Annotated in this window: 24 protein-coding genes; 16 read left to right on the top strand and 8 right to left on the bottom strand. The window is 70.9% G+C overall.

The genetic code is table 11. The features are described 5' to 3' along the window. Nucleotides 1-32 precede the first annotated feature (32 nt). From urtB to J3A75_RS11545, 7 genes are all read left to right on the top strand, one after another. Nucleotides 33-1604 (top strand): urea ABC transporter permease subunit UrtB, encoded by a 1572-nt coding sequence (gene urtB, locus J3A75_RS11515; RefSeq protein ID WP_070999060.1) that lies wholly within the window; start codon nt 33-35, stop codon nt 1602-1604. Between the two features lie 5 nt (nt 1605-1609). Further along, nucleotides 1610-2764, top strand: a complete 1155-nt coding sequence (gene urtC / locus J3A75_RS11520) for an urea ABC transporter permease subunit UrtC (protein ID WP_209650208.1) — start codon at nt 1610-1612, stop codon at nt 2762-2764. After that, nucleotides 2761-3558, top strand: a complete 798-nt coding sequence (gene urtD / locus J3A75_RS11525) for an urea ABC transporter ATP-binding protein UrtD (RefSeq protein WP_012318430.1) — start codon at nt 2761-2763, stop codon at nt 3556-3558. The genes urtC and urtD overlap by 4 nt, the downstream gene beginning before the upstream one ends. Before the next feature lie 2 nt (nt 3559-3560). Then, a complete protein-coding gene (gene urtE / locus J3A75_RS11530) occupies nt 3561-4256 on the top strand; it encodes an urea ABC transporter ATP-binding subunit UrtE (protein WP_024830535.1) in 696 nt (231 codons plus the stop codon). Between the two features lie 64 nt (nt 4257-4320). Further along, complete coding sequence (locus J3A75_RS11535; protein ID WP_209650116.1) at nt 4321-5649, top strand: IS701 family transposase; 1329 nt, start codon at nt 4321-4323, stop codon at nt 5647-5649. Nucleotides 5650-5966: 317 nt separating this feature from the next. Then, complete coding sequence (locus tag J3A75_RS11540) at nt 5967-6173, top strand: hypothetical protein (RefSeq protein WP_024830534.1); 207 nt, start codon at nt 5967-5969, stop codon at nt 6171-6173. Between the two features lie 97 nt (nt 6174-6270). After that, nucleotides 6271-6543 (top strand): hypothetical protein, encoded by a 273-nt coding sequence (locus J3A75_RS11545; RefSeq protein ID WP_053621582.1) that lies wholly within the window; start codon nt 6271-6273, stop codon nt 6541-6543. 17 nt (nt 6544-6560) lie between these two features. On the opposite strand, the gene J3A75_RS11550 is transcribed toward J3A75_RS11545, so the two are convergent. From J3A75_RS11550 to J3A75_RS11560, 3 genes are all read right to left on the bottom strand, one after another. Beyond that, nucleotides 6561-8207 (bottom strand): hybrid sensor histidine kinase/response regulator, encoded by a 1647-nt coding sequence (locus J3A75_RS11550; RefSeq protein ID WP_053621581.1) that lies wholly within the window; start codon nt 8205-8207, stop codon nt 6561-6563. A 436-nt stretch (nt 8208-8643) separates the two neighbouring features. Continuing rightward, nucleotides 8644-9477: a hypothetical protein gene (locus J3A75_RS11555; protein WP_209650209.1), complete on the bottom strand. Its 834-nt coding sequence runs from the start codon at nt 9475-9477 to the stop codon at nt 8644-8646. A 78-nt stretch (nt 9478-9555) separates the two neighbouring features. Continuing rightward, nucleotides 9556-10188 (bottom strand): LuxR C-terminal-related transcriptional regulator, encoded by a 633-nt coding sequence (locus tag J3A75_RS11560; RefSeq protein ID WP_012318436.1) that lies wholly within the window; start codon nt 10186-10188, stop codon nt 9556-9558. Nucleotides 10189-10461: 273 nt separating this feature from the next. Here J3A75_RS11560 and J3A75_RS11565 point away from each other — a divergent pair, with 273 nt between their 5' ends. The 9 genes from J3A75_RS11565 (at nt 10462) to J3A75_RS11605 (ending at nt 20038) form a co-directional block, all read left to right on the top strand. Continuing rightward, nucleotides 10462-11055 carry a hypothetical protein gene (locus tag J3A75_RS11565; protein ID WP_059409661.1) on the top strand — a complete coding sequence of 198 codons (594 nt, stop codon included), beginning with the start codon at nt 10462-10464 and terminating at the stop codon, nt 11053-11055. 3 nt (nt 11056-11058) lie between these two features. Beyond that, nucleotides 11059-12159: an AAA family ATPase gene (locus J3A75_RS11570; protein WP_209650210.1), complete on the top strand. Its 1101-nt coding sequence runs from the start codon at nt 11059-11061 to the stop codon at nt 12157-12159. Between the two features lie 85 nt (nt 12160-12244). After that, on the top strand, nt 12245-14206 hold the full coding sequence (locus J3A75_RS11575; RefSeq protein WP_059409659.1) for an AAA family ATPase: 1962 nt from the start codon (nt 12245-12247) through the stop codon (nt 14204-14206). A 4-nt stretch (nt 14207-14210) separates the two neighbouring features. Then, complete coding sequence (locus tag J3A75_RS11580) at nt 14211-14813, top strand: hypothetical protein (RefSeq protein WP_143739314.1); 603 nt, start codon at nt 14211-14213, stop codon at nt 14811-14813. Continuing rightward, entirely contained in the window at nt 14810-16171 is a 1362-nt protein-coding gene (locus tag J3A75_RS11585; protein WP_029360572.1) for a hypothetical protein, read from the top strand. The genes J3A75_RS11580 and J3A75_RS11585 overlap by 4 nt, the downstream gene beginning before the upstream one ends. After that, nucleotides 16168-17595: a peptidoglycan-binding protein gene (locus J3A75_RS11590; RefSeq protein WP_209650211.1), complete on the top strand. Its 1428-nt coding sequence runs from the start codon at nt 16168-16170 to the stop codon at nt 17593-17595. The genes J3A75_RS11585 and J3A75_RS11590 overlap by 4 nt, the downstream gene beginning before the upstream one ends. Before the next feature lie 9 nt (nt 17596-17604). Next, entirely contained in the window at nt 17605-18951 is a 1347-nt protein-coding gene (locus J3A75_RS11595; RefSeq protein ID WP_209650212.1) for a hypothetical protein, read from the top strand. Between the two features lie 50 nt (nt 18952-19001). Further along, complete coding sequence (locus tag J3A75_RS11600; protein WP_059409657.1) at nt 19002-19745, top strand: hypothetical protein; 744 nt, start codon at nt 19002-19004, stop codon at nt 19743-19745. 59 nt (nt 19746-19804) lie between these two features. Next, a complete protein-coding gene (locus J3A75_RS11605) occupies nt 19805-20038 on the top strand; it encodes a hypothetical protein (protein WP_245364333.1) in 234 nt (77 codons plus the stop codon). Nucleotides 20039-20044: 6 nt separating this feature from the next. Here the strand turns inward: J3A75_RS11605 and J3A75_RS11610 are convergent, their stop codons facing one another. The 5 genes from J3A75_RS11610 to J3A75_RS11630 all read right to left on the bottom strand — a co-directional run bounded on the left by J3A75_RS11610 (nt 20045) and on the right by J3A75_RS11630 (nt 25992). Beyond that, nucleotides 20045-20854 carry an IS5 family transposase gene (locus tag J3A75_RS11610; RefSeq protein WP_209650163.1) on the bottom strand — a complete coding sequence of 270 codons (810 nt, stop codon included), beginning with the start codon at nt 20852-20854 and terminating at the stop codon, nt 20045-20047. Then, nucleotides 20811-21545 (bottom strand): PAS domain-containing protein, encoded by a 735-nt coding sequence (locus J3A75_RS11615; RefSeq protein ID WP_209650213.1) that lies wholly within the window; start codon nt 21543-21545, stop codon nt 20811-20813. Before J3A75_RS11615 ends, J3A75_RS11610 begins: the two co-directional genes overlap by 44 nt. Before the next feature lie 215 nt (nt 21546-21760). Continuing rightward, nucleotides 21761-22771 carry a GDP-mannose 4,6-dehydratase gene (locus J3A75_RS11620; protein ID WP_209650214.1) on the bottom strand — a complete coding sequence of 337 codons (1011 nt, stop codon included), beginning with the start codon at nt 22769-22771 and terminating at the stop codon, nt 21761-21763. Nucleotides 22772-22960: 189 nt separating this feature from the next. Next, nucleotides 22961-24712 (bottom strand): hypothetical protein, encoded by a 1752-nt coding sequence (locus J3A75_RS11625; protein ID WP_209650215.1) that lies wholly within the window; start codon nt 24710-24712, stop codon nt 22961-22963. Further along, on the bottom strand, nt 24709-25992 hold the full coding sequence (locus tag J3A75_RS11630; RefSeq protein ID WP_209650216.1) for a glycosyltransferase family 1 protein: 1284 nt from the start codon (nt 25990-25992) through the stop codon (nt 24709-24711). Before J3A75_RS11630 ends, J3A75_RS11625 begins: the two co-directional genes overlap by 4 nt. Between the last annotated feature and the right edge of the window lie 78 nt (nt 25993-26070).

Raw genomic sequence — 26070 nt, forward strand, 5'->3', positions numbered from 1 at the left:
GAGGAGAGTCAGCCGTCGTGCCGAAAGTCTCGATGCTCCGTCTCCTCTGCCTCCTCCTCCTGCTCCTCGCCGTCCCGGCGCTGGCGCAGACCGCCGATCCCTACGGCCAGCTCGCCGGGGACGGCTACGCCGAGATCGAGGCCGGCGTCTCCGGCCTCGCGGCGAGCGGCGACCCGCGCGCCGACGCGATCCTCGCGGCCCTGTCGGACGGCCGCCTGCTGGTGCGCCCGGACAAGACGCTGCTGATCCGGCAGGGTGGCGCCGTCGTGGACGCGAGGACCGGCGCCCCGGCCGCCGACAGCCCCGACCTCAGGCCCGTGCGGGCCAACAATCGGGTCCGCCGGGCGATCGAGGCGGCCCGCGGCCAGCTCGACCTCGCCAGCCCCGATCCGGCCAAGCGCCGCGCCGCCGCCGACGCGGTGTTCAAGGCCCGGGACGCGGCGGCGCTGCCGGCCCTCGACGCGGCGCTGACCCGCGAGACCAACGCGGGCGTCCGGCAGGCGCTCACCGAGGCCCGCGCCGCCGTGCTGCTCGCCAGGCCCGGCACCGCGGACGCCGACCGGCTGGCCGCGATTCCCGCCATCCAGGCCCGGGGCGATGGCGACGCGATGGGCATCCTGCGCGGTCTCGCGGCGGATCCGAACGAGGCCGTGCGGGCCGCCGCCGGCCGCGGCATCGCGGCGATCGAGACGCGGCTCGCGATCCTCGGGGCCCTCCAGAACGTCTGGTACGGCATCTCGCTCGGCTCGGTCCTGCTGCTCGCCGCCATCGGGCTCGCCATCACCTTCGGGGTGATGGGCGTGATCAACATGGCCCACGGCGAGATGGTCATGCTCGGCGCCTACACGACCTATCTCGTGCAGGAGCTGATCCGCACCAAGGCGCCGTCCCTGTTCGGCTGGTCGCTGGCGATCAGCATCCCGTGCGCGTTCCTGGTCGCCGGCCTCGTCGGCGTGCTGATCGAGCGGTTCATCATCCGCTTCCTGTACGGGCGTCCCCTGGAGACGCTGCTCGCCACCTTCGGGGTCAGCCTCGCGCTGCAGCAGGGCGTGCGCACGATCTTCGGACCGACCAACCGCGAGGTCGGCGCCCCCGCCTTCATGAGCGGCGCCTTCGACCTCTACGGCCTGTCGATCACCTGGGGCCGGATGTGGATCATCGTGTTCGCGCTGGCGGTGTTCCTGGGCCTCCTGTTCGTGCTGCGGAGGACGTCGTTCGGCCTGAAGACCCGGGCGGTCACCCAGAACCGCCGCATGGCCGCCGCGATGGGCATCCGCACGCCCTACGTCGACGCCCTGACCTTCGGGCTCGGCTCCGGCATCGCGGGGATGGCGGGCGTCGCCCTCTCGCAGATCGACAACGTCTCGCCGAACCTCGGCCAGGGCTACATCATCGACTCGTTCCTCGTGGTGGTGTTCGGCGGCGTCGGCAACCTCTGGGGGACGCTGGTGGCGGCGCTGACGCTCGGCGTCGTGAACAAGCTCGCCGAGCCGTATATCGGCGCGGTGCTGGCCAAGATCGGCCTCCTGATCTTCATCATCCTGTTCATCCAGAAGCGCCCGCGCGGCCTGTTCGCGCTCAAGGGCCGGGCGGTGGAATCGTGAGCCCCATGCCGTCCCGCACCCCCCTCATCGACCGGAAGGGCTGGATCTTCCTCGCCGTCCTGGCCGCCTTCTGCCTCGCCGTGCCGGTGCTGAACCTCGCGGTGCCGGAGGGCTCCGGCCTGCACCTGCCGACCTACCTCGTGGCGCTGTTCGGCAAGTACCTCGCCTACGCGCTGCTCGCGGTCAGCCTCGACCTCGTCTGGGGTTATTGCGGCATCCTCTCGCTCGGCCACGGGGCGTTCTTCGCCCTCGGCGGCTACGCGATGGGCATGTACCTGATGCGGCAGATCGGATCCCGGGGCGTCTACGGCAACCCGGTCCTGCCCGACTTCATGGTGTTCCTGAACTACAAGGCGCTGCCCTGGTACTGGTACGGCTTCGACCACTTCGCCTTCGCGGCCCTGATGGTGCTGCTGGTGCCGGGCCTGCTCGCCTTCCTGTTCGGCTGGCTCGCCTTCCGGTCGCGGGTGACGGGCGTCTACCTGTCGATCATCACGCAGGCGCTGACCTACGCGCTGATGCTCGCCTTCTTCCGCAACGACATGGGCCTCGGCGGCAACAACGGGCTGACCGACTTCAAGGATTTTCTGGGACTCCCGGTTCAGTCCCAGAACTTCCGCGTCGGCATCTTCGTCGCCACCGGAATCGCGCTGGCGCTGGGCTACCTGATCGCCCGGGTCATGACGGTCTCGGCGTACGGAAAGATCCTGATCGCCGTGCGCGATGCCGAGAGCCGCACCCGCTTCCTCGGCTACCGGCCGGAGCACTTCAAGACGCTGGCCTTCACGGTCTCGGCCATGATGGCCGGCGTCGCCGGCGCCCTCTACGTGCCGCAGGTCGGCATCATCAACCCGGGGGAGTTCGCGCCCACCAACTCCATCGAGACGGTGATCTGGGTGGCGGTGGGCGGCCGCGGCACGCTGGTCGGCGCGGCGCTCGGCGCCGTGCTGGTCAACTACGCCAAGACCGTGCTCACCGGGGCGATGCCCGACGCGTGGCTGTTCGCGCTGGGCGCCCTGTTCGTGGTCGTGACGCTGTTCCTGCCGCGCGGCCTCGTCGGCACCGCGATCGAGCGCCTCGGCTCCCGGCGTGCGGCCGCCAAGCTGCCGCCGGAGCCCGACATCGCCCCGGACCGCGTCGAACAAGGGCAGGGCGCATGAGCACCGACCTCCTCGAACGCCCGGACACCCGCGGCCCCGCCAACCGGAAGCGGGAGACGGACGCGCTCCTCTACCTCGACGACCTGCGGGTGACCTTCGACGGCTACAAGGCCCTGCGCGGCCTGTCGCTGACGCTGGCCCGCGGCGAGCTGCGGGCGATCATCGGCCCGAACGGCGCCGGCAAGACCACCATGATGGACTGCATCACCGGCAAGACCCGGCCGGACAGCGGCATCGCCCTGTTCGACGGCAGCCACGACCTGCTCAGGAGCGACGAGCCGGCGATCGCCGACCTCGGCATCGGCCGCAAGTTCCAGAAGCCCACGGTGTTCGAGAGCCACACGGTCGCCGACAACATCCTGCTCGCCCTCAAAGGGCCGCGCGCGGCCTTCGCGTCCCTGTTCGGCTGGCGCAACCGGGTGGCGCGGGAGCGGATCGACGCCCTTCTGGAGACCGTCGGCCTGCTCGCCCACCGGGGCCGGCCGGCGGCCGATCTCAGCCACGGCCAGAAGCAGTGGCTGGAGATCGGCATGCTGCTCGCGCAGGACCCGAAGCTGCTGCTGGTCGACGAGCCCGTGGCCGGCATGACCGACGCCGAGACCGCCGAGACCGCCCGCCTGCTCCGGCGCATCGCCGGCGAGCACGCCGTCCTCGTGGTCGAGCACGACATGCACTTCGTCCGCGATCTGGGGTGCCGGGTCACCTGCCTGCACGAGGGCGCCGTGCTGGCCGAGGGCTCGATCGACGCGGTCTCGGCCGACCCGCGGGTCGTCGAGGTGTATCTGGGGCGATGACCATGCTCTCCGTCGACGGCATCGACCTCTACTACGGCGCCGCGCAGGCGCTCCGCGGCGTCTCCCTCACGGCCGAGGCCGGGCAGGTCACGACGGTGCTCGGCCGCAACGGCGTCGGCAAGACCTCGCTGATGCGGGCGATCGTCGGCCAGCAGCCGGTGCGCTCCGGCGCGATCCGCCTCGCCGGCCGCCCGATCCAGGATCTCGCCCCCTACGACCGGGCCCGGGCCGGGATCGCCTTCGTGCCCCAGGGCCGCGAGATCTTCCCGCTGCTGACCGTGAAGGAGAACCTCGAGACCGGCTTCGCGCCGCTGAAGCGCCGCGACCGCCACGTCCCCGGGGAGATCTACGACCTGTTCCCGGTGCTCAAGGACATGCTGCACCGGCGCGGCGGCGACCTCTCGGGCGGGCAGCAGCAGCAGCTCGCCATCGCCCGGGCGCTGGTGACCCGGCCGAAGCTCCTCGTGCTCGACGAGCCCACCGAGGGCATCCAGCCCTCGATCATCAAGGATATCGGCCGGGCGATCACCTACCTGCGCGGCAAGGGCGAGATGGCGATCGTGCTGGTGGAGCAGTATTTCGAGTGGGCCCGCGACCTCTGCGATTCCTACGCGGTGATGGATCGCGGGCAGGTGGTGCTGGCCGGCCCCCGGGCCGGGATGGTCGAGGCCGACGTCCTCCGGTGGATGTCCGTCTAGCACTACCTGGGCACTTTGATGCGCCTTGGTGAGTTGTTTCCTGGCGATGGTTCAGGAGGCAGCGATGGCTGAGGATCGCGACCAGACAGATGGGCTTGCTGCGTGGCTGACGCCGTTTCTCGCTGTGATCGGCCGCAAGACTCGGCGGACTTGGGCGCCGCTGTACCTGCGCGGCCTGCTTGGCCCCGGTGAGCGCAAGAGCTTGCAGCCAATGGCCGGACGCCTCGGGCTGTCGGGCCACGATCAACTCCAGCACTTCATCGCCAGTCCAGCTTGGGACGACGGCCCACTCTGGACGGCGTTGGCCCGTGAAGCCGATCGGCTGGTCGGTGGACCGGACGCGTACCTGGTCATCGACGACACAGCCCTGCCGAAGAAGGGCACACTCTCAGTCGGCGTAGCGCGCCAGTACTGCGGCGCGCTGGGCAAAAAGGCGAACTGCCAAGCGCTGGTTTCCCTCACCCTGGCGCACGATGAGGTGCCCGTGCCGGTCGCCTTGCGCCTGTTCCTGCCCGATGAGTGGACGAGCGTCCCGGAGCGGTGTGCGCAAGCTGGCGTGCCGGAGGCGGCGGTCGCGCCGCGGAGCAAAATTGAGATCGCGCTCTCCGAACTCGAACGCCTGCGGGCTGAGAGCCTGCGCTTCGGTGTGGTGCTCGCCGACGCGGGCTATGGCAGCAGCGCCGCGTTCCGGCACGGCCTCGACGCGCGTGGTCTGAGCTGGGCAGTCGGCATCGCCAAGACCCAGAAGGTCTACCCCGCCGACGTGCAGCTCGTGTCGCCAACGGGCCGGGCGCGCAAGCCCGTGCCGGACCAGGAGCCGCAGGACGCCGAGGCGGTTCTGGCAGATCTCGCCTGGCGGCGCGTGACCTGGCGCCAGGGCACGAGAGGCAAGCTCACGGCTCGGTTCGCCATGATCCGGGTGCGGGTGGGCGATGGCCCGGTCTGGGGCAACAACCGCCATCTGCCGGGCGCGGAGGTCTGGCTCGTGGGGGAGTGGCGCACGTCAGGCGAGCGCAAGTACTACCTGTCCAACCTGTCGCCCCGGACGACCCGGCGGGCGCTGGCCGGCACGATCAAGGCACGCTGGGTGTGTGAGCAGGCCCACCAGCAGATGAAGGAGGAACTCGGCCTCGACCACTTCGAGGGCCGCTCCTGGACGGGGCTGCATCGGCACACGCTGATGACGTGCATCGCCTACGCCTACCTGCAGCACCTGCGTCTGTCCGAGCATCGTCGGACGGAGCGGGGAAAAAATGACAGCCCGCTTGCCGGGTCCGCCGCCGTCACCCAGCCTGCCCGCCGTGCGGAAGGCCATTCTCGGACAGCTGTTTGCCGCTCTGATCCCGCCCGTCCGATGTCCACACTGTCAGAGCCGCTTCAGGCTACCATCTGACCTCAAAGTGCCCAGGTAGTGCTAGGGCGCGCCGCGCCCCCGCCCCCGCCGCCGGCGCGCCTGGGAATACAGCCCTTCGAGCCGAATATCGGGACGGATATTCAACAATCGCGGCGGGGCAGGGGGCGACATCGACCGCCAAAACTGTGCATATGGCCTCGATCGGCCAATGTTAAAACACAATTCAGGTCCGCCATGGGGCTCAACCACGGAGGCGCCCATGACGATCCTGGATCCGATCACCGGCGAGCTGGTCACCATCGCCGTACCGCGGCCGCGGCCGCAGGCCGGCCCGCGCTGACGGGCGACGCGCTGTCATGACGAACGCGACCGATCGAAGGGCCGGGCGCCGCGGCGTCCGCGGCGGCCGTGCCCAGATCCGGACGGTGCCGCCGGGCCTGCTGCTGGCCGGCGGCGTGGGGGCGAACGCCCCGCTGGCGGCCGTCGACCTGATCGCCCAGGCCCGCGCGGCCCGGCGGGAGGCCGAAGCCCGCGACGGCGCGGACCGCGCGGAGCAGGGCTGACGCGGCGACCCGAGGCCGCCGAGCCGGCCGCCCCTTGAGATCACCCGCGCGGCATGCTCGGAAGGCCGGCAGTCTCGCGGCAGCCGACGGGTGAGTCATGAAGATCGGCGTCCTGATCCTGGTCGGCGCCTGCGGCGTCCTCGTCGGGATCGTCATCGGTTACGTCGCGGGGACGCGGCTCAGCCAGGCCTTCGCGCAGGCGCCGGTGACGGACCGCTCCGCCGCCGCGCAGGCGCTCCGGATGGTGGACCGCGTCGCGACCGAGCACGGCCTCGCGCGGGACGCCCTGCTCAAGGCGATGCTCGACCAGCAGGGCGGCGGAGCGGGGACCGCGCGTCCCGGCACGGATCCGGCCGAACCGGCCCGGTGAGGCGTCGGCCGCGCGTCTCAGGCGGCCGGCGCGGGCCGAGGGCGCAGCCGGAGGCTCGCGGCGGTGAGCACGGAGCGCAGCTCGGCGGGCCGGACCGGCTTCGAGAGGATCGGGATGTCCGGAGCCCCCAGATCCTCGCGCACGCGCGCCTCGTCGTGGCCGCTCATCACCACCGCCGGGAGCGCGCGGCCGGCGAGCCGCCGGACCGCCGCGATGCAGTCCGTCCCGGTGACGCCGTTCCCGAGCTCGAAATCGGTGACGAGGAGGTCGATCTCGGGAACGGCGTCGGGGATCCCGGTCTCGGGCTGAACGCGGCAGCCCCACGTCTCCAGCAGGCTGGCCGTGGCCCGCAGCACCGCCCCGTCATCCTCCACCAGCAGCACGCGCAGGCCGCCGATCGTCGCCGGCGGGTCGAGCCCGGCGGGGAGGGCCGCGGGCTCCGGAGCCCGGGCGAGGGGCAGGTTGCCGATCGTCACGCAGGTCCCGCGACCCGGCACCGAGCGCAGCGTCACCGCGAGGTCCAGGAGCTCGCCGAGCCGCCGGACGATCGGCAGGCCGAGGCCCACGCCCTCGACATCCCGGTCGCCGCGGCGGCGGACCTGGTAGAACTCGTCGAAGACCCGCTCCTGATGCGCGACCGGGATTCCGGGGCCGCGATCGTAGACCTGGACGGCGAGCCGGTCGCCCCGCCGGCGGCAGGCGATCAGGATCGGCCGACCGGGGGCGTACTTGATCGCGTTGTTGACGATGTTCTGGAGCATCGTCGTGAGCAGTGCCCGGTCGGTGCGCACCACGACCGCGCAGGCACGGCTGCGCAGAGCCGTCCCGGCGATCTGGGCGGCCTCCGAGTTCTGGCGCCGCACATCCTCGATGACGTCGTCGATCGCGACGGGCTCGGGCCGGGGCTCCACCCGGCCGCTGTCGAGGGTCGAGATGTCCAGGAGCGACTTGAACAGGCGCGAGACGCTCTGCAGCGACCGGTCGATGTTCTCGACCATCTGCAGCTCCTCCGGCCCCAGCCTGGCGCCGCGCAGGCAGGCGGTGAACAGGCTGATGGCGTGGATCGGCTGGCGCAGATCGTGGCTCGCCTGTGCCAGGAAGCGCGACTTGGACAGGCTCGCCTCCTGCTCGCGCTCGTAGGCGCCGCGCAGGCGCTCCAGCAGGCTGTAGATGTAGGTCGGCACGAGGACGGTGATGGCCGTCAGCGTCAGGACGAGGAACGGGTTCGCGCGCCAGTACGCGTTGCAGTACGTGGTGATCGCGATCGAGACCAGGGCCGCGGCCGTGGACGCCTTCAGGGCGGTCACCCCGTAGCGCAGGCCGTTGCCGACGATCAGCCGGATCACGATGGCGTAGAGCGGCAGGAACGGCGCGCCGCCCACCGCCATCGTGTAGGTCATCCCGCCGAGGTCGAGGACGAAGGTGACGACGCGGCGCGGCGTGTTGCTGCCGGGATTCCGGGTGATCCAGCCGTACAGCGCCACGGCGAAGGCCCAGTGGCACGTCACGAGGTAGGCGACGAACCGGGCCTCCGGCGGGGCGATCCCGCCGTAGATCTGGGGCAGGAGGTACAGGCAGGCGAGGCCGATGACGACGGCCCGGATGAGCGCCTGCGCCTTCTCGTTGTCGTACGCCTCGTCCCGCCGGCGCCGCGACCCGAACATCGGCGGCTCAGGCCCGGCCGGCGGCGCGCCGCCCGGCGGTGCCGCCGATCGCCCGCCTCGCCGGGACGGTCCCCGCGGCGTCCGCCCCGGATCCCGCCCCGGATCCCGCCGTGCCGCTCCCGGTCTCCTGCTGTCGCTTCATCGTGCAGTTGCCCTGCCGCGTCGCCGCCCGGGATCCGGGCGACGGCGCGCCGCCGTCGCCGGCCGTGGACAGATCTCACAAGTCTACCTGACGGTAATCGATACTACCAGACACGACGAGAGAGCGCGATACGGCGGCGATGACGAGTCTTCCGTGCGTGCGACCCTTATTCAGTCTTCGCCACAATCCTCGCTGTGCTGCCACGGGACACGCAAGAGGAAAATATGCGGCCCGATATTTTTTACTGCACCGCAGGACTGATCTCGTCGACCGGCCGCGCGCGCGCGGGCGCCGTCAGCGGTAGGCACCGGCAGCCGGATCGAAGCGATGGACCCGGGCATCCCGGTCCTTGGCCGGTCGGAGCGTCCCGTCCGCGCCCAGCACGGTGCCGCTCAGCGTGACCCGGACCGGGGGCCACGCGGCGGGATCGCGCGGATCCTCCGGCAGGATCTCCAGCCGCCCCGTGCTCGACCCGAGCCGGCAGGGATTCTCCGCGCAGCCGGCCGTCTCGTCGGCGCCCGCCGCGACCTCGCCGGCCAGGGCCCAGCGCGCCGGCGCGTCGCGGAACTGCAGGAGGAGGAACGAGAAGCCCTGCGATCCGGCCGTCCCGTAGACGGTGAGGCGCAGGCCCATCAGGAGGCGGCCCCGGCTCAGCGGCCTGAACACCGCGCCGAGCCGCTCGTCGACCTCCGGGGCGCCGCCGTTGCGGTTCCCGGTCCCGATCCGGCCGGACAGGACCTGCACGCCTTCGAGGCGCCAGCGCATGTCCTTGAGGGCGTAGGTGGCGGCCGCGACGCTCCGCCGGTCCGGTGCGGCGGCATCCTCGCCCGGGGCCGGCATCGTGACGAAGCCGGTGAACCAGCTCCCGGTCTCGGTGGAGAACATCGCGGCGGTCCAGAATTCCGCCGTGCGGCCGTCCCTCATCCGGCAGGTCCCGGCCTCCCTGTCGGCGGGCCGCCCGCAGATCGCCGCCAGCACCGCTCCGCGCGGCAGCATGGCGAGGTCGGGATCGGCCGCGGCGGGCACGGCAGCCAGCCCGGCAGCGAGGCCGGGCAGCACCGCCAGGGCCGGACCCGTCAGAAACCGCCCGCGGGCCGCGCGCCCGTGTTCCCGTCCCGCCCATCGCATGCGCCGGGCTCTGCCACGGAGCCCGGCACCGGGCCATTCGGACAGGTGTACGATCGGCCCCGCCGCACGGTGTCCCCCTCAATCCCCGACGCCGGCCGTGGCGGCCTTCGCGGCCGCCGCGGACCGGGAGGTGACGTCGAGGGCGCGCAGGAGCGCCGAGACGTGGATGCGGACGGTGAAGGGGGAGATCTCCAGCTCCCGGGCGATCTCCTTGTTGGTGCGCCCCAGGGCGACGAGGCGCAGCACGTCGCGCTGGCGCTGCGTCAGGGGCGGGAGCGGGCCGCGGGGCGCAGCGAGACCCGAGACCGGGCTGCGCCGGATCACGAACGCGCCGTCGCGGATCGCCGCGATCGCCTGAGCGATCTCCGCCGCGGGCAGCGCCTTGCCGATGAAGCCGTCGGCGCCCTCGGCCATGACGGTCCGGATCAGGCCCTCGTCCTCGATCATCGACACGACGATGATCGAGGCCCGCTCGAACTCGACGCGCAGCGCGCGAATGGAGTGGTGGGGATCGAGGCCGGGGAACAGGAGGTCCAGGAAGAACGCCCGCGGGGGCGCCCCGGCACGGGCCATCGCCAGGACCTGCTCCATCGTGGCGGCCTCCCGGACCAGGGCCTGCGGGTAGAGCCGTTCCGCGACGCGCCGCATGCCCTCGCGGAACAGCGGGTGATCGTCGGCGACGATGAGGGTCTCTGGCGCGGAGCCGTTCATGCCACTCCCGATCGCAGCACCGGAATCTTTCCCATGACGTCGCGGCGCTGAGCCATGCCGAGAGAAATCCAGGCCGTGTCAAGCCTGCGACGATAGGTCATATACACTAGTAGACCGGTTTTTTCCGCCTGCCTAGAAGTCGACCCGTCATGGTGACAGGCAACGGCCCACGAATTTTTTCGAATCTTTCCAAAGATAGCGAGGCTGCTTGCCATGTCGTGCGCGCCGACGCGACGCACGAATTACGTCGCTCCATGGTCGGGGGCCCGCTGGATGTCGGAAGTCGAACATCAGAATGCTGAGCGGCAGGCTCAGGATAGGCTTTCCGAGCCCCGCGCGGCCCCGAGCGCCCCGCCCGCCGCCAAGCCGGGCCTGTCGCCGAGCCTCATCGCAATCGTGGGCGGCCTGGTGGCGGCGGGCGCCGTCGCGGGCGTGCTGCTCTCGGGCAGCGGGGAGACGGCCGGGACGGCCGCGCGGCCGGCCCTGACGCTGGTCAAGGCGGCCGAGATCGACAAGGCCGCCGAGACCCTGCCCTTCGACGAGAAGGACAAGATCGTCGCGGAGGCCAAGGCCTGCCGGGCCCCCCTGGGCCAGATGCGCCTGTCGAAGATGGCGGCCGATGCCGGCGGCGTGGTGCGCATCCGGGCCGGGAACTACCTGTCCCCGGCCTTCAACATCGCCGACGGGCCGATCAACATCGCGGTCCCGTTCCCCGCGCCCTACGAGACCGGCAAGGGCGAGATCACCGTCGAGGGCGCCGCCAAGGACGTCTTCGTCGAGCTGACGCCGGGCCTGAAGGTCGACACGACCGGCGGCGTCCAGCGGATCCCCGTGATCTGGAATACCAGCAAGCCCTGCGGAGGCTGACGGATGTCGAAATCCGCCATCCTCCCCTTCGCCGCCTCCGGGCTGGTGGTCGCGGTCCTCACCCCGCTCCTGCTGAGCACCGATTACGGCCCGGTCGCCTGGTGGAACGCCGCCGGGCCGGAGCTGCGCTGGAAGGCGGCGATCGGGATCGCCGTCGCCCTGCTGGCGGCTCTGGGCCTCGCCGCGACCGCGACGGCCGCGCGGAAGGCGGAGGCCGGCCTCGGGCAGCCGGCCGGCGGCCTGCTGGCCCTGCCGCGCCTGATCGTGGCGCCGCGCCGGGTCGTGGAGGCCCGGTCCCCCGAGGCCGTGATCGCGAATCTCGAGGCCATGGTCGGGCTCGCGCCGGTCAAGCGCGAGGTCAACGCCCTGATCGCGCGGCTGGAGCTGGAGCAGCGGCGGCGCGCCGAGGGCCTGCCGGTGGCGGCGATCAGCCAGCACATGGTGTTCACCGGGCCGCCCGGCGTCGGCAAGACCGAGGTGGCGCGGGCGATCGGCGAGATCTACCGGTCCCTCGAGGTGCTGCGCCGCGGGCATCTCGTGGAGGTCGACCGTGCGGCCCTGGTGGCGGGCTATGTCGGCCAGACCGCGGCCAGGACCCTCGAGAAGTGCCACGAGGCCCTCGACGGCATCCTGTTCATCGACGAGGCCTACACGCTGGCCGAGGGCGGCGGGGGCGGCAGCGACTTCGGCAAGGAGGCGATCGACACCCTCCTGAAGTTCATGGAGGACAACCGCGACCGGATCATCGTGATCGTCGCCGGCTACACCAACGACATGCGCCGGTTCATCGACACCAATCCCGGTCTCGCCGGCCGGTTCACCAAGACCGTCGCGTTCCCGCCCTACAGCCCGAAGGATCTCTGCGAGATCCTGAGGCGCATGGCGGCCCGGCAGCAGTTCACGCTCCCCGAGGGGTTCGAGGCGGCGCTGACCCCCTGGCTCGCGCAGCGGTCCCGCGCCGACGACTGGTCGAACGCCCGCGAGATGCGCACCCTCCTGGAGAAGGCCCGCGAGGCCCAGGCCGCCCGAGTCGCCCTGCAGGGCGGCGACCTGCGCCGCCTGGAGATCGTCGACCTGCTCCGCGCCACCGGCGAGGACGCCTGAGGGCGGCCCGAGGGGCCACGCGCGCCCAGCACCCAGGCCAGCACCCAGGCCATCACCAGGGCCAGCACCAAGGTTCACCACGTCCATGGAACGCCTCGACAAGCATCCGGTCGCGCTCTTCGCGGTCATCGTGCTGGGTGCCACCGGCCTGCTGGTCGCCCTGCGGCCGGACGTGCTCGGGTCGCTCGCCGCGACGCCGTCGGCGCTGCTGCGCAACAGCCTGATCCTCGGCGGCCTCGTCGGCGGCCTGCTCGCGGCGAGCTACATCCCGGCGCGGATCGAGGCGACGCGGCGCGCCCTGGACCGGGCCCGGGCGAGCCGCAAGATCCGCCCGATCCGCTTCGTCGACGACGGCGCGGCCGCGGAGAAGAAGGACCTCCTGGCCACCGCGCTCGCGACCCTCGACGGCATGGTCGGGCTCGACCCCGTGAAGCTGGAGGTGAAGGGCGTCATCGCCCGGATGCAGGTGGAGCAGCAGCGCCGCGCCCAGAACCTGCCGGTGGCGGCCATGAGCCAGCACATGGTGTTCACCGGCCCCCCCGGCGTCGGCAAGACCGAGGTGGCGCGGGTCCTCGGCAGCGTCTTTAAGGCGCTGAAAGTGCTGCGCAAGGGCCACCTCGTGGAGGTCGACCGGGCCGGCTTGGTGGCAGGCTACGCCGGCCAGACCGCGATCAAGACCCTGGAGCGCTGCAAGGAGGCCCTCGACGGCATCCTGTTCATCGACGAGGCCTACGCGCTGGCTCCCGGCGGCGGGAGCGGCGGCGAGTTCGGCAAGGAGGCGATCGACACCCTCCTCAAGTTCATGGAGGACAACCGCGACCGGATCATCGTGATCGTCGCCGGCTACACCAACGACATGCGCCGGTTCATCGACGCGAATCCCGGCCTCGCCAGCCGGTTCACCAAGACCGTCGAGTTCCCGCCCTACAGCCCGCCGGAGCTCGCCGAGATCCTGAAGCGCATGGCCGCGGGCCAGGGCTTCGTCATGCCGGAGGGGTTCGAGAAGGACCTCGCCGCCTATGTCGGGGCCCGGTCGAAGGCCGAGGACTGGGCCAACGCCCGCGAGATGCGCACGGTCCTGGAGAAGGCCCGCCAGGCGCAGGCGCTGCGCCTCGCCGCCAGCCCCGGCGGCGACATCAACCGGCTCGAACCCGCCGACATCGCCGCGGCCCTCGGCCGCCAGGCCGGCGGCGCGGTCGACATGGACGCGGCCCGGAAGGTCATGGCCCGCCTCGACGCGATGATCGGGCTCGCGCCGGTCAAGGAGCAGGTGAAGACCGTGGCGGCGCGGGTGCTGGTCGATGCCCGGCGCCGCGCCGAGGGCATCGAGGTCGGCGCGGTGAGCCAGCACATGGTGTTCACCGGGCCCCCCGGCGTCGGCAAGACCGAGGTGGCGCGCATCATGGGCGACATCTTCCGGACGCTCGGCGTCCTGCGGAAGGGGCACGTGGTCGAGGTCGACCGGGCCGGGCTGGTGGCGGGCTATGTCGGCCAGACCGCGGCCAAGACCCTGGAGCGCTGCCGCGAGGCCCTCGACGGCATCCTGTTCATCGACGAGGCCTACACGCTGGCCGAGGGCGGCGGGGGCGGCAGCGACTTCGGCAAGGAGGCGATCGACACCCTCCTGAAGTTCATGGAGGACAACCGCGACCGGATCATCGTGATCGTCGCCGGCTACACCGGCGACATGGCCCGGTTCATCGACACGAATCCCGGCCTCGCCGGCCGGTTCACCAAGACCGTCGAATTCCCGGCCTACGACCCGTACGACCTCGTCGAGATCCTACGCCTGATGGCGTCGCGGCAATCGTTCCGGCTGCCGCCGCGCTTCGAGACCCTGCTGATCCCGTGGGTCGAGCAGCGCGCGCAGCGGCACGACTGGGCGAACGCCCGCGAGATGCGCACGCTCCTGGAGCGCCTGCGCGAGGCCCAGGCGATGCGCCTCGCCAGCGATCCCCTGGGCGATTACGGCCAGTTCGAGCTCGTGGATGTCGAGCGGGCGCTCCGGCCCGCCGGGGACGCGGCGCGTCCGGCGGCGGGGGCGTAGCGGCATGGCGCGGCCCGACACGCCCCCGCCGCCCGGACCGGAGGGAAGCTCTCCCGAAGGCGACGGCGCGCGCCCCGCGGGGCCCGCGTCGCTGGCGGTGCTCCGCGGCCTCGCCGCGGAGGTCGTGCGCCGCACCACCGCGGTGGCGGCGGTCGTGGCCGCGGCCGATCGGGGCGAGAGCGCGGCGCTCGTGACCCTCGGCCACCTCTACAGCCCCTTCACCGCGGGATCCGGTGAACCCGCGCGCAATGCCCGGCTCGCCGCCGTGTATTTCGAGCGCGCGGGGGCCGCCGGCAACTGGGTGGCCGCCGGGATGGCGGCCGAACTCCACGACCGCGGCCCGGGCAATCTGGAGCGGGACCCGGCCCGGGCCGCGGCGCTGGTGATGCGCCAGTTGGAGACGGACCCGGACAGCGGCTGCCTCGTCACGGATCCCGGGATCGGCGCGGTCTGGAGCCCGGATTTCTGGGCGGCACTTCAGACCGCGCTGGCCGCGCGCGGTCTCTACACGGGTCCGATCGAGCCGCGCAGCAACGACGCGACCCGCGCGGCGGTCCGGCACTTGGTGGACACCGCGGGGACGGCCCGGGAGCCGTCGCGGCCATGAGCGTCGCGCGCGGGGACTGGCTGCGCGCGCACGCGGCCCTCTGGTACGACGATCGCCGCTACCGGCTGGCCTGGCTCGCCCTGCCGCAGGCCGTGACCTGCGCGGTCGCGGGCCTGTGCATGGCGCTGGCCGCGCAGGGCGTCTGGGGGCAGCCGGCCACCGCCTCGAAGGCGCGGCTCGCCGAGCTGAGCGCCCTGCGCGACCGGGCCGGCAAGGACGGCGACCGCGCGGCGTTCGACGCGCTGACCGCCGCGGCCACCCGGGGCCAGATCGACGCCGCGACCAAGCTCGGGACGCTCTACGACCCGCTGACCGCCGCCTACTTCCCCAACAAGCCCGCGCCGAACGATTTCGCCCGGGCGACCGCCCTCTACGGACCGGGCGCCGCGATCGGCGACCTCCTGGCGGTCGCGCGCCTCGCGGACGTGCTGCTCGATCCGACCAACCCGAACCGCGACCTCCGGCGCGGCTGCCGCCTCGCCCAGACCTGGATCGACGCCCCCGAGACTCTCGAGCGCACGATCACCGGCGAGGAGCGGCTGACCGTCAAGCTCGCCACCTGCTACGTCGAGCCCGAGAGCGGCCTGCCGCAGGACCCGGTGCGGGCCGGGGGGCTGGTGACCGCGGTGCTGTGGCGCCGGCACCGGCCGACGATGGACGCCTTCATCAACGATCTCGGTCGGCAGAACCCCGCCCTGGTGTCGGGCATCCAGCGGCATCTGGCCGAGCAGCGCCGCTACATCGGTCCGGTGGACGGGCGCCCCAATCCCGGGATCATCACGGCCCTTCAGGTGGAGGCGGGGATCACCGCCACGGTCGCGACCCCGCGGCCCGAGCCGCGGCGGATGGCGCCCAAGGGCCCGGACCCGGAGGTGATGGCCCTCCAGGCCGCCGCCCGGGACGGCGACCGGCGGAAGCTGGCCGAGCTGAAGAGCCGGGCCGATGCCGGGGACGCGGATGCGCTCACCGCCTACGCGCGCCTGTTCAACCCGGTGATGAACAAGGGCGACGTCTTCGCGCCGGACGCGCAGGTCGCCGTCGCCGCCTACGAGCGCGCCGCGGCCGCCGGCAACGGCATGGCGGCGGGCGAGGCCGCGGTGCTGTACGATTCCGGCTACGGCAACGTCGCCAAGGATCCCCGGAAGGCCGCCGCCCTCGCCCTGCGGGGCGTCGACCTCAAGGACGACCAGATCACCTTCTGGCTGCTGTTCCCGGAGGCGGGCAACTGGAGCGACGGGTTCTGGGGCGCGATCCAGGCCGCGCTGACCGCCCGCGGCTTCTACACGCTCCCGGTCGAGAACAAGCGCAATGCCGCGGTCATCACGGCCCTGCGCGCCTACATGAAAGCCAAGTCATGAGCGGCGTCACGATCGGGACCGACCGGATCCGGGCGCACGCGACGCTCTGGTACGCGGACGCGCGCTACCGCCTCGCCTGGCTGGTCCTGCCCCAGGCCGCGGTCGCGCTCCTGGCCGGCCTCGCCCTGGCGCTGCTGAGGCCCGCGGGCGAGTGGGGCAGGCCCGCCGACAGCAAGGAGAACGAGAAGCTCTATCTCGACCTGCTCGACAGGGCCGGCAAGGACGGCGACCGGGCCGCCTTCGAGAAGCTGCGTTCGGCCGCCGAGGCCGGCGACGTCAGCGCCCGGTCGTTCATGGGCGCCCTCTACAATCCCGAATGGGCCGCGTTCTACGCCAAGAACCCGGTGAAGCCCGACGCCGCCAAGGCGCTGACCTACTACCGGAAGCCCGCCGACCTCGGCTTCCCCGGGGCTCAGCGCGGCATGACCGAGCTCCTGCTCAACCCGGCCCGCGGCCAGCACGATCTCGAGCGGGGCTGCCGCTACGGGCTGGCCTTCCAGGCGAACCCGGTCGCGGCCCGGAACAACTACCTCGATTCCTGGTCGACGCTCTACTGGATCGCCGGCTGCTACACCGATGCCGGGAGCGGCGTCCCGCGGGATCCGCAGAAGGCCGCCGACCTCTACATGGACACGGTGGCGGCCAAGCTGCCGCTCGCCATCAACACGTTCACGGACGAGCTCGGCCGCCAGCCCCCCGACCTCGTGGCGGCGATCCAGCGCAACCTCGCCAAGCGCGGCTTCTACACGGGGCCGGCCGACGGGACGGCGACGCCGCAGACGCGCGCGGCCGTGCAGGCCCTGGCCGGCCGGGGTGCCGGCCCGCAGGGCAATCCGGGGGCGGGCAACCCCGGAGCCGGCAACCCCGGGGCCGGCAACCCCGGGGCCGCAAAGCCCGCCGGCGCGCCGCCTCCGGCGCCGCCCGCGGCGACGCCGAGCGTCGAGGACCTGATCGCGCTGTCGAAGGGCGCGGTCTCCAACGCCGCCGACGCGGCGAAGCTCCGGGGCCTGGCGGAGAGCGGCGTCCCGGTGGCCCAGTACCTCTACGCCGCGATGCACCTGTCCCCGGCCAACAAGGAGCAGCGGGTCACCGCGCCGGACGGTCCCCTGGCGGCCCGGTATCTCGAGCGCCTCGCAGTCGAGCGCTCCTTCGCCCCCGCGGCGACCTCGGCGGCCTTCCTGTACGATCTCGGCGGCGCCGGCCTGCAGCGGGACCCCGCGAAGGCGGCCGACCTGACGATCCGCGCCCTCGAGCTCAAGTCCACCGAGATCCTGCAGAATCTCGAGCAGGACCAGTGGGGCGCCGGCTTCTGGGCCGCCCTCCAGCAGCGCCTCGCCGACCGGAATCTCTACCAGGGCCGCGTCGTCGACCAGCGCAACGACCGGACCATCCAGGCGGCGCGCCGCCTCCTCGGCAATCCATAGGAGACGGCCATGGGCCCCCGCCGCAAATATCCCGCGCGGTTCCCGGCCCCTCGGGCCGGGAACCGCATCGGCCGCCGCGCCGCCGCGCCGCTGGCGGCCCTGCTGTCGGGCCTGCTCCTGCCCGCCGCCGCGCAGGCGCAGATCAAGGTCCGCAAGGCCGACTGCTTCTTCGCGGCCGACGGCAGGACCGTCATCGACGGGGTCTGCGAGTTCCTGACCGACGCGCGCAGCTACGGCGTGGGCGGGTTCCGCCTCGCCACCTACACCGACGGCTACCTGCGCGACGGCGTGGTCGTGTCGGTGACGGCGCCGGGCCAGGGCACGGCGCCCTGGAACCGGGAGCCCGGCGGCAAGCCCGAGGACGGTCCCGCCGACGGCGTCACCGGGGAGGGCGCCTGCTGGACCGGGTCCCGGAGCCGGATCTGCGCCTGGAAGGTCGGCGAGGGCCGCCCCGGCTTCGGCGGCGCCCCCGCGGCGGCGCCCGAGGCCGGCGCCCCGCGGGCCGCCGACTGCTACCTCGAGGTCGCCGGCGATGTCCGCCTCGACGGGGCCTGCCAGTTCCGGTCGGAGACCGGCCAGACCGGCGCCCGCGGCTTCGAGATCCGCTCCTACGCCGCGGGCAAGCTCGACGTCGTGGCGCAGCTCGTCCGCGACTCGCAGAACCCGCTGAGGGCCACGGCCTTCTGGAACGGGTCGTCGGGAGGCCTGCGCGCCGCCGAGGCCCTCGGTGCCCTGTCGCCGAGCGGCCCCTGCTGGGACAATGACGGCGTCCGTCTCTGCGTCTGGCAGCCCGGCCAGCCCCGCGGCGGCTGGGACCGGCGGGACGGCGGGACCGCGCCGGCCCGCGACCGGCCGGCCGAGGCCCGGGCTCCGGCCCCGCCCGACACGCCGCCGTCGCCGTCGCCGTCGCAGCCTCCGCCTGGCGACAGCGCGGAGGCGCGCGATCCGCCATCGGGCACGTTCCTGAAGCTGTCCTTCAGGGGCCGCTGCGAGTCCCTGATGATGGACGGGGAGGACCTCACCGCGACCTGCGCCCCGGAGGCGGTGAACACCTCCGTCGTCGGCAGCCCGAAGGCCGGGTTCATCTTCGGCACCACCGACGGCAAGGCCATGGCGTTCCTGGCCTCGGCCAAGGGCTTCGTCGAGGGCGGCACCCTGCACCAGCCCGTCGACGAGGTGATGTACGCCGAGCGCGACCAGTCCACCTTCAAGGTGAAGGGCACCTGCGAGATGCCCAATCCGATGGGCGGCCCGGTGGTCATCACCTGCGACGCCCGGTCGGCGAACAGCACCTACGCTGTCCGGTTCCGCACCGACGGCGGCAAGCCGGTCCTGACCCGCGGCGACTCGAAGTGAGGGCCCCGCCGCGGACCGGGGCCACCCGTCCCGCAATTCGAGGAGGATCCATGGCACGACGCGTCGCGACGACGGGAGCGGCCGGCGCCGCCGGGATGTTCGCCGGCCTCCTGGGGCTCTGCCTCGCCGGACCGGCGCTCGCGGGGTCCACGAGCGTGACCGCGCGGCCCGGGCAGCGGGTCCGCCTCGACGGCTACGCCACCCACGAGACCCGGCCGGGCTGCCCGTCGGTTCCGGCGGCCGCGATCGAGCTGGTCACGCCCCCGCGCGGCGGACGGATCGAGCAGCGGCGCGAGTTCCTGGTCCTCGGCCAGAACATCGACGGCACCCCGTCGCGGGACGGCTGCCAGGACGTCGAGCGGGACGCGCGGACGCTCTACTACACGGCCCGGCCGGACTTCTCCGGCCAGGACACGGTGTCGGTGATCGTCACCTTCGTCACCGGCGAGGAGGCCACCTACACCTACCGGATCACGGTGCCCGCGGGCGAGGGCAGGCGGGCGCCGGCGGTGTCCCAGGCGCCCGCGCCCCGCGACGCCGGCCTCGCGCGGCCGGCCCCGACGGCGCGGGCCGCTCCGGCCGAGCGGGCGGCCCCGGCTCCGGCTCCGACGCCCCAGGAGGCCAGCACCGGCGACTTCCTGCGCGACGCGGTCCGCGGCGCGGTCCCGGCCACCCGGCCGGCGCCGGCCGCGCCGCCCCCGAAGGCCGCCGAAGCCGCGGCACCGGTATCCGGCACGCCCGCACCGCCGCAGCAGCTGGCACCGCCGCGCCCGCCCGCCGCGCCGCAACTCTGACGCGTCGCCGACGGCCGGATCGGCCGCCCGCGCCCATCGCCAAGCCGAGGACGAGTCCCGTGCATCAGCGCCTCCCGAACGACCCCCGCTTTGCAGCACCGACCCGGCCGCGGCGGCGCGCCGGCGTCCGCGCCCTCGGTGCGGCGCTCGGTTCGGCGCTCCGCCCGCCGCTCTGCCTGCCGCTCTGCCTGCCGCTCTGCCTCACGTTCTGCCTCGCCCTGCCGGCCCGCGCGGAGGTGGAGAGCAAGACCGCGCGCCCCGGCCAGCGGACCTTCCTCCAGGGCTTCACCTAGAGGCTGTTATGAACCTGTGGCCATTTGAGCGGCCTGTCTGAGCATGAGGCAGACGAAAGCGACGAGGTGCAGGTCTGCCAGGGTGCTGGCATAGCGCTCGTAATCTTTGACGAGCCTGCGGAAGCGGGTGGCCCAGGCAAAGGAGCGCTCCACGACCCAACGGCGTGGGAGCAGCACGAAGCCGCGCTTAGCCTCGGGCAGCTTCACCACCTCCAGTGCGATGCCATGCTCGCGGGCGGCTGTGGCCGGCTTCTCGCCCGTGTAGCCCTGATCGACGAAGGCGACCTCGACGCTCTCGCCGGTGGCCGCCTGCACGGCCTTGGCCAGCCGGCCGACCTGAGCGCGATCATCGGCATCGGCGGGCGTGACGTGCAGCGCCAGGAGATGGCCGAGGGTGTCCACCGCCATGTGCAGCTTCGAGCCCTTCTTGCGCTTGGCCCCATCGTAGCCGGCCCGCTCGCCGCTCTCGGGCGAGGAGCGCAAAGTCCGGCTGTCGAGCACAGCCGCCGTCGGCTCCGGCGCGCGACCCGACGCCGTGCGCAGCACCGCGCGCAGATCCTCGGCCAGTTGCTCGAAACAGCCGGCAGCCAGCCAACGCTGGGCCTGCTGATACACGGCAAACCAGGGCGGCAGATCATGCGGCATCAGCCGCCACGGGCAGCCGCTTCGCACCACGTAGCGCAGGCCGTTGAACACCTCGCGCAACGCATGCTCACGCTGACCGGCATCTTCACGCAGCAGCGTCAGGTAGGGCGCAACCAGCGCCCACTCCTCATCGGAAACGTCGGACGGATACGGCTTGCGGGGAGCGCTCATCCCCGCTCATCTGAGCACAGACCCGCCCCAGGTCCATAACAGCCTCTAGATTCCGTGCGGCGCGCGTCCCGAACCGACGAAAGCCGCTTCGCGTCTCGTAGGACTTGCCCTCCGCGACGAGGAGGTTGATCGGTTGCCCAAGCGCCTCCGACGCGGGGTAGCCAAACATCCGTTCCGCGGCCTCATTCCAGAACGTGATGCGGCCGCGCTCGTTAGCGCAGATGATGCCGTCGGGTGACGTGCCAGCGATGTGATCGAAGCGGGACTGGGTCGCGTCGCGTTCCACCTCGATCAAACGCAACGCCATCCAATCCATGGCGAGACGCGCGAGATGTCGGAGCGTTCGGCGTCCCGCCTCCGAGAAGTCGATGCGTGGTTCCGTATCAAGGAGACAGAGCGTGACGCGCGTCGTGCTGTCCGGCATGCGCAGTCGCGCCCCGGCGTAGAAGCGTATGCCAGGCGTCTGGGTGGCGAGGATATCGCCGCCGAGGCGGGGATCGACGGACGTATCGGGAATGACCAGCAGATCGTCCTTCTGGATGGTGATGGCAACGGTCGCTAGGTCATCGGCGCCGTCGTACGCGTCCAACCCGACCGATGCGTGAAGGACCTGCTTTCCCCCGGCCGTGAAACCCGCGACGGCGATCGGAATGTCGAGAAGATGCTGCGCCAGCTCGAGGATATGTATCAACAGGGGATCCGCCGTATGGGCGGCGCGTATGCTCGAGCGGAAGATGTTGACGGTTAGCGATCGCTGATGAGACATCGTGTCTATACGGTGGATCGGGACGATGACGAAGATCGACTATCCATCAGAGTATTTCCTCCAATGATTCGATCAAGTGCAATATATTCAGCCGGACCAATACGCTGCTGCACCGGCCTGAGCCTTTCGCTAATCCCCGGTCAGGCGTCTTGCATGATCCGGGGATTCTCGAACCAGCCTGAGCTCAACCGCTTGACGTCGGCGTCGACCATCTCGGTGATCAGCGCCTCCAGGCTGGTCTGCGCCTCCCAGCCGAACGTCGCCTTCGCCTTGGCGGGGTTGCCCAGCAGAACCTCGACCTCCGCCGGACGGAACAGGGCCGGATCGATCACGAGGTGATCGTCGATGTTCAGCCCGACATGCTTGAACGCGATCGCGCACATGTCCCGCACGGTCGTCGTGCGGCCGGTGGCGATCACGTAATCGTCCGGCCGGTTCTGCTGCAGCATCAGCCACATCGCCTCGACGTAGTCCCGGGCATGGCCCCAGTCGCGCTTGGCGTCGATGTTGCCGAGCCGCAGTTCCTTCTGCTTGCCCAGCTTGATCCGGGCCACCGCGTCCGTGACCTTGCGGGTGACGAACTCCACGCCGCGCAGCGGGCTCTCGTGGTTGAACAGGATGCCGTTCGAGGCGTGCAGATTGAAGCTCTCGCGGTAGTTGATCGTCATCCAGTGGGCGTAGAGCTTGGCCACGCCGTAGGGCGAGCGCGGGTAGAACGGCGTCGTCTCGCTCTGGCGCTCCTCCTGGATCAGGCCGAACATCTCCGACGTCGAGGCCTGGTAGTAGCGCGCGCCCGGGGCGACGGTACGCAGGCACTCCAGCATGTGCGCGGCGCCGAGGCCCGTCACCTGCCCGGTCAGCAGCGGCTGCTGCCAGGACGAGGTGACGAAGGACTGGGCGGCGAGGTTGTAGATCTCATCGGGCTTGGCGGCCTGGACGATCCGTATCAGGGCGGCGAGGTCGAGCAGGTTGCCGTCCACGAACTCGACATCGTCGAGGATACCGAGCCACTTCAGCCGGTGGTCGAACACACCGGCATGGCTGGATCGACGCACGATGCCGGTGACCGCATAGCCTTTCTGCAGCAGAAGCTGCGCCAGATACGCCCCGTCCTGGCCCGTCACACCCGTGATCAGCGCGCGCTTGGTCATGCCTTCCTGTCCCCATCCCTTTCCACTACCGCTCGCTCCCGACCCGAACGCCGCGTGGCGCGGGTGACACCGTCCGTGAATCCGGCGGGGTCAGCATCCGCGCAGGGTGCACCCAGGGCGGCCGGGGATGCGGGCCCGACAGAGAGCGTTTCCGTACCGTCCGGGCGCACAGATGCAGGCCGGTCGCGGTTATTGACCGAAGTTCAGCGCGCGAATGCGGTCGAACGACCGTTTGGATCGCGGCACGCGTCGAGGTGTCGAGGCCGGCACGGGTGTCATCGTCATCCGCACGATCCGGCAACCCAGAGCCCGCTCGTCGGCAACGCCCGTCCGCGTCTGGGGCTGAAACAGTTTCTGTACTTCGATGTACACCTCGAAGACGTCTCTCTGCGTCAGCTCGGCATGATGGATAGTGAACGTGACAGTTTGCCTTCGCCCCTTGAAGCTGCATCGTCTCGAAAAATGCTGGTCGGTCGCCGAATAGATGCTGAGCGTATTGCTCATACCTCTTCGACTCATCACCTCGACCTCGACGGTGACGTTGACCGAGGCGCCCGCGTAGGGATTCGGTATCCGCAGCGTCGCGATCCGAGATTTGCTCCACGTGCCCTGCACCTCGAATGTGTGCCAGCCTTCGTGCAGCATCGGTTTCAGCAGCATCCCCTCCACCGTGACGGCTTTCGGGCTCTGCGGGCCGGGGACGGTCGGCGTGCGCAAGCCCGCCGCCAGCTGTGGGACCGTCCGGACCTTGACCGCCAGCGTCCTGATCCAGCGCGCCACTTCCGCCGTGCTGCGTGACCAGAGAAGCCGATCGAGGGCCTCGGTCTGCGCATCCGTCCAGACGGCCGCATCGTCCGGGGCCCGCAGCTGCTGTTTCAGCAAGGCGCGGAACTCGTGCGGATCGTCGCTGATCCGCACGTTCGGGAAATCGAGGAAGGCCTCGTAACCGCGAAACGCGCATGTCGTGGCCACGATCGGCTTCCGGCTGAACAGTGCCTCGGCGGTCTTCAGGTTGGTCCCGCCCCCCGAGACGATCGGGAGAAGAACGGCCTTCGACAATCCGAGCAACGTTGCGAGGCCGCCCGGATCCTGCTGGTGGAGAAGATCGACGCGCGGCAAGATCAGGCTGCGATTCTTCCGGAAGGCCGGTCGCTCTTGGAGAAGATCACAGACGCCCCCCAGAACGACGATCTTCTCGTCGGGCGCGAGATAGCTCATGTCCCATCCGAGCATCGCCTCGAAACCCTGCGCGTTGGGCGGATGGGCCGATCCGACGAACAGGGCCGTCGTAGTATGGCGATAGACGGCCTTCCAGTAATCCAGGCCCCCCGGAGCCGCCGGAGGCGATACGCCGTTCGGTGCCAGAAGTGCCGGCTTCTTGTACCGATGGAACGTCTTCGCGTCGGTTGGACAGACGGACACAATCCCGTCCGCCGCACGGCAGAGATCATCCTCCAACGCCTTGACGTCCGCAGCGAGTTTCGCCCGCGCCGCCGCGTCCCAATCCAGTTCCGCGGTCGCGACGAGCTCAGCCTCGACGTTCTGCGAACCGTACACGATGACGCTGTGCGGACGCCGGCTCCGCGCCACGTACGCCTTGACCAGGGGCCAGAGCCAGGGTTGCTCGAGCCAGAGGACATCCGGCTCGAAGGCGTCGAGGCCGCTTTCAACGACGTGATAGCGGTCGGGATGACGATCGAAGACCGTGCAGGCGTGAACATCGGCCCGCATCTGGTTCCGACGCAGATCGGCCTGTGTCGCAGCATCGAGCGCGATGGAGATCTCGTTGCTTGCGAGATCGTCTTCGTGTCCCGTGTGCACGGCGACATGACAGATCGCGAGGCCGTCGCGGATCAAGGTTTCGTGGAGCGCCCGGAGCCGGATCTGCCCGCCGTGCCGCGCCGTCACCGCCCGATAGGTCGCAAACGTCGCGATTCTCATGCGCGACCGACCATGCGGTTGGAGATCATCGTGAGATCGGCGACGAACGCGCGGATCGCCTCGTCCCAGGTCACGGTCCTGTAGCTGGACCTGATCGTCTCGCGTGCCTCTGCGACGAGGTGCGGCTGTGTGATGTACGCCTCGATAGCCGACTTCCAACCCACGAAGTCGTACGGGTCGATGAGTTGGCAAAACGTATCCGCCGCCTCCGGCATCGACGACGAGTCGGACGCGATGCAGGGCGTGCCGCGCGCCAGACTTTCTGCGATCGGAAGTCCCCACCCTTCGTGGAGGGATGGATAGACCGTAAAGTACGCGTTCGAATACATCCAGTTTAAATCTTCGTCGGCGACGGATTCGAGGATGGTGATCTTGTCCGGGTAGAGCGCGAGGCAGGCTTCGGCATTGGCGATGAAATTATCGGTGTTCCAACCCCTGCTTCCGACCAGTACAAGTTTCGGCAACCTGTCGCCAAGTCTTTTCGATAGCAATCGCCAGATGTCGAAGAGCATACGATGATTTTTGCGCGGCTCGATGGTGCTCACGTAAAGGACGAACCGGCCGGGCTGGAGGCCTCCGAAACCGCGATCCGGCGTGGCTTGCTGCGGGATGTCACAGCCGAGCCGGATGCGCCGAACGGGCGGGATGCGCGCCGCCTTGAGGGTCTTCGCGTATTCGACGAAGGCGGTCTTCGTGCTCTCGGAAATGGCGTAGACCACATCCGCCGTCCAGACCGTATCCATGATGAACCGTGGGAACAGGACGTCCATGCCGGGCGCGCAATATTCCGGCATATCGATAGGTATCAGATCGTAAATCAGCTGAACGACCTTAAAATTTAACGATTTCTTTGACCGATAGACGATATTGAGAAATTCGATATCCCATTGCAGGCCCGCACTCACCAGAATGTCGTTCTCTTGGAACAGGAACAGCGCGTTGTAGTTTGGCAGGGTCGATCGTTTTCGGGAGTATGTCCGCATGTCCGGCAGAAGATCTGTCCACTGCGCCTCGGTCAGGACACGGAATTCGAGATTGTCGCGATCATAATAGACGAGCTCGACATCATGCCCGCTGGTGACCAAGTGCTTGGCGATCTCGCGCTCGGTCCGAACGATCCCGACGGCGTTGCGGCCGATCCACCGCATCGCGGTGGAGACGTCCATGACGAGACGCGGGCCGGGGGCGCTCGGGGCTGCGAAGTAATCCTTGATGCGATGAAAGGCGCGATCCGGGGTGAAGTCGGCGCCCCGAGGCGCCCGGAAGAGATTCGGCATCATGGCAGGGCGCTCCGGTGGCGTTGACTGCGACGCAGAGATTGCGCGTCGTGCGGCGGGCTCATTCTGATCTCCGGCGGT

Source organism: Methylobacterium sp. PvP105 (assembly GCF_017876975.1).
Taxonomy (GTDB): domain Bacteria; phylum Pseudomonadota; class Alphaproteobacteria; order Rhizobiales; family Beijerinckiaceae; genus Methylobacterium; species Methylobacterium radiotolerans.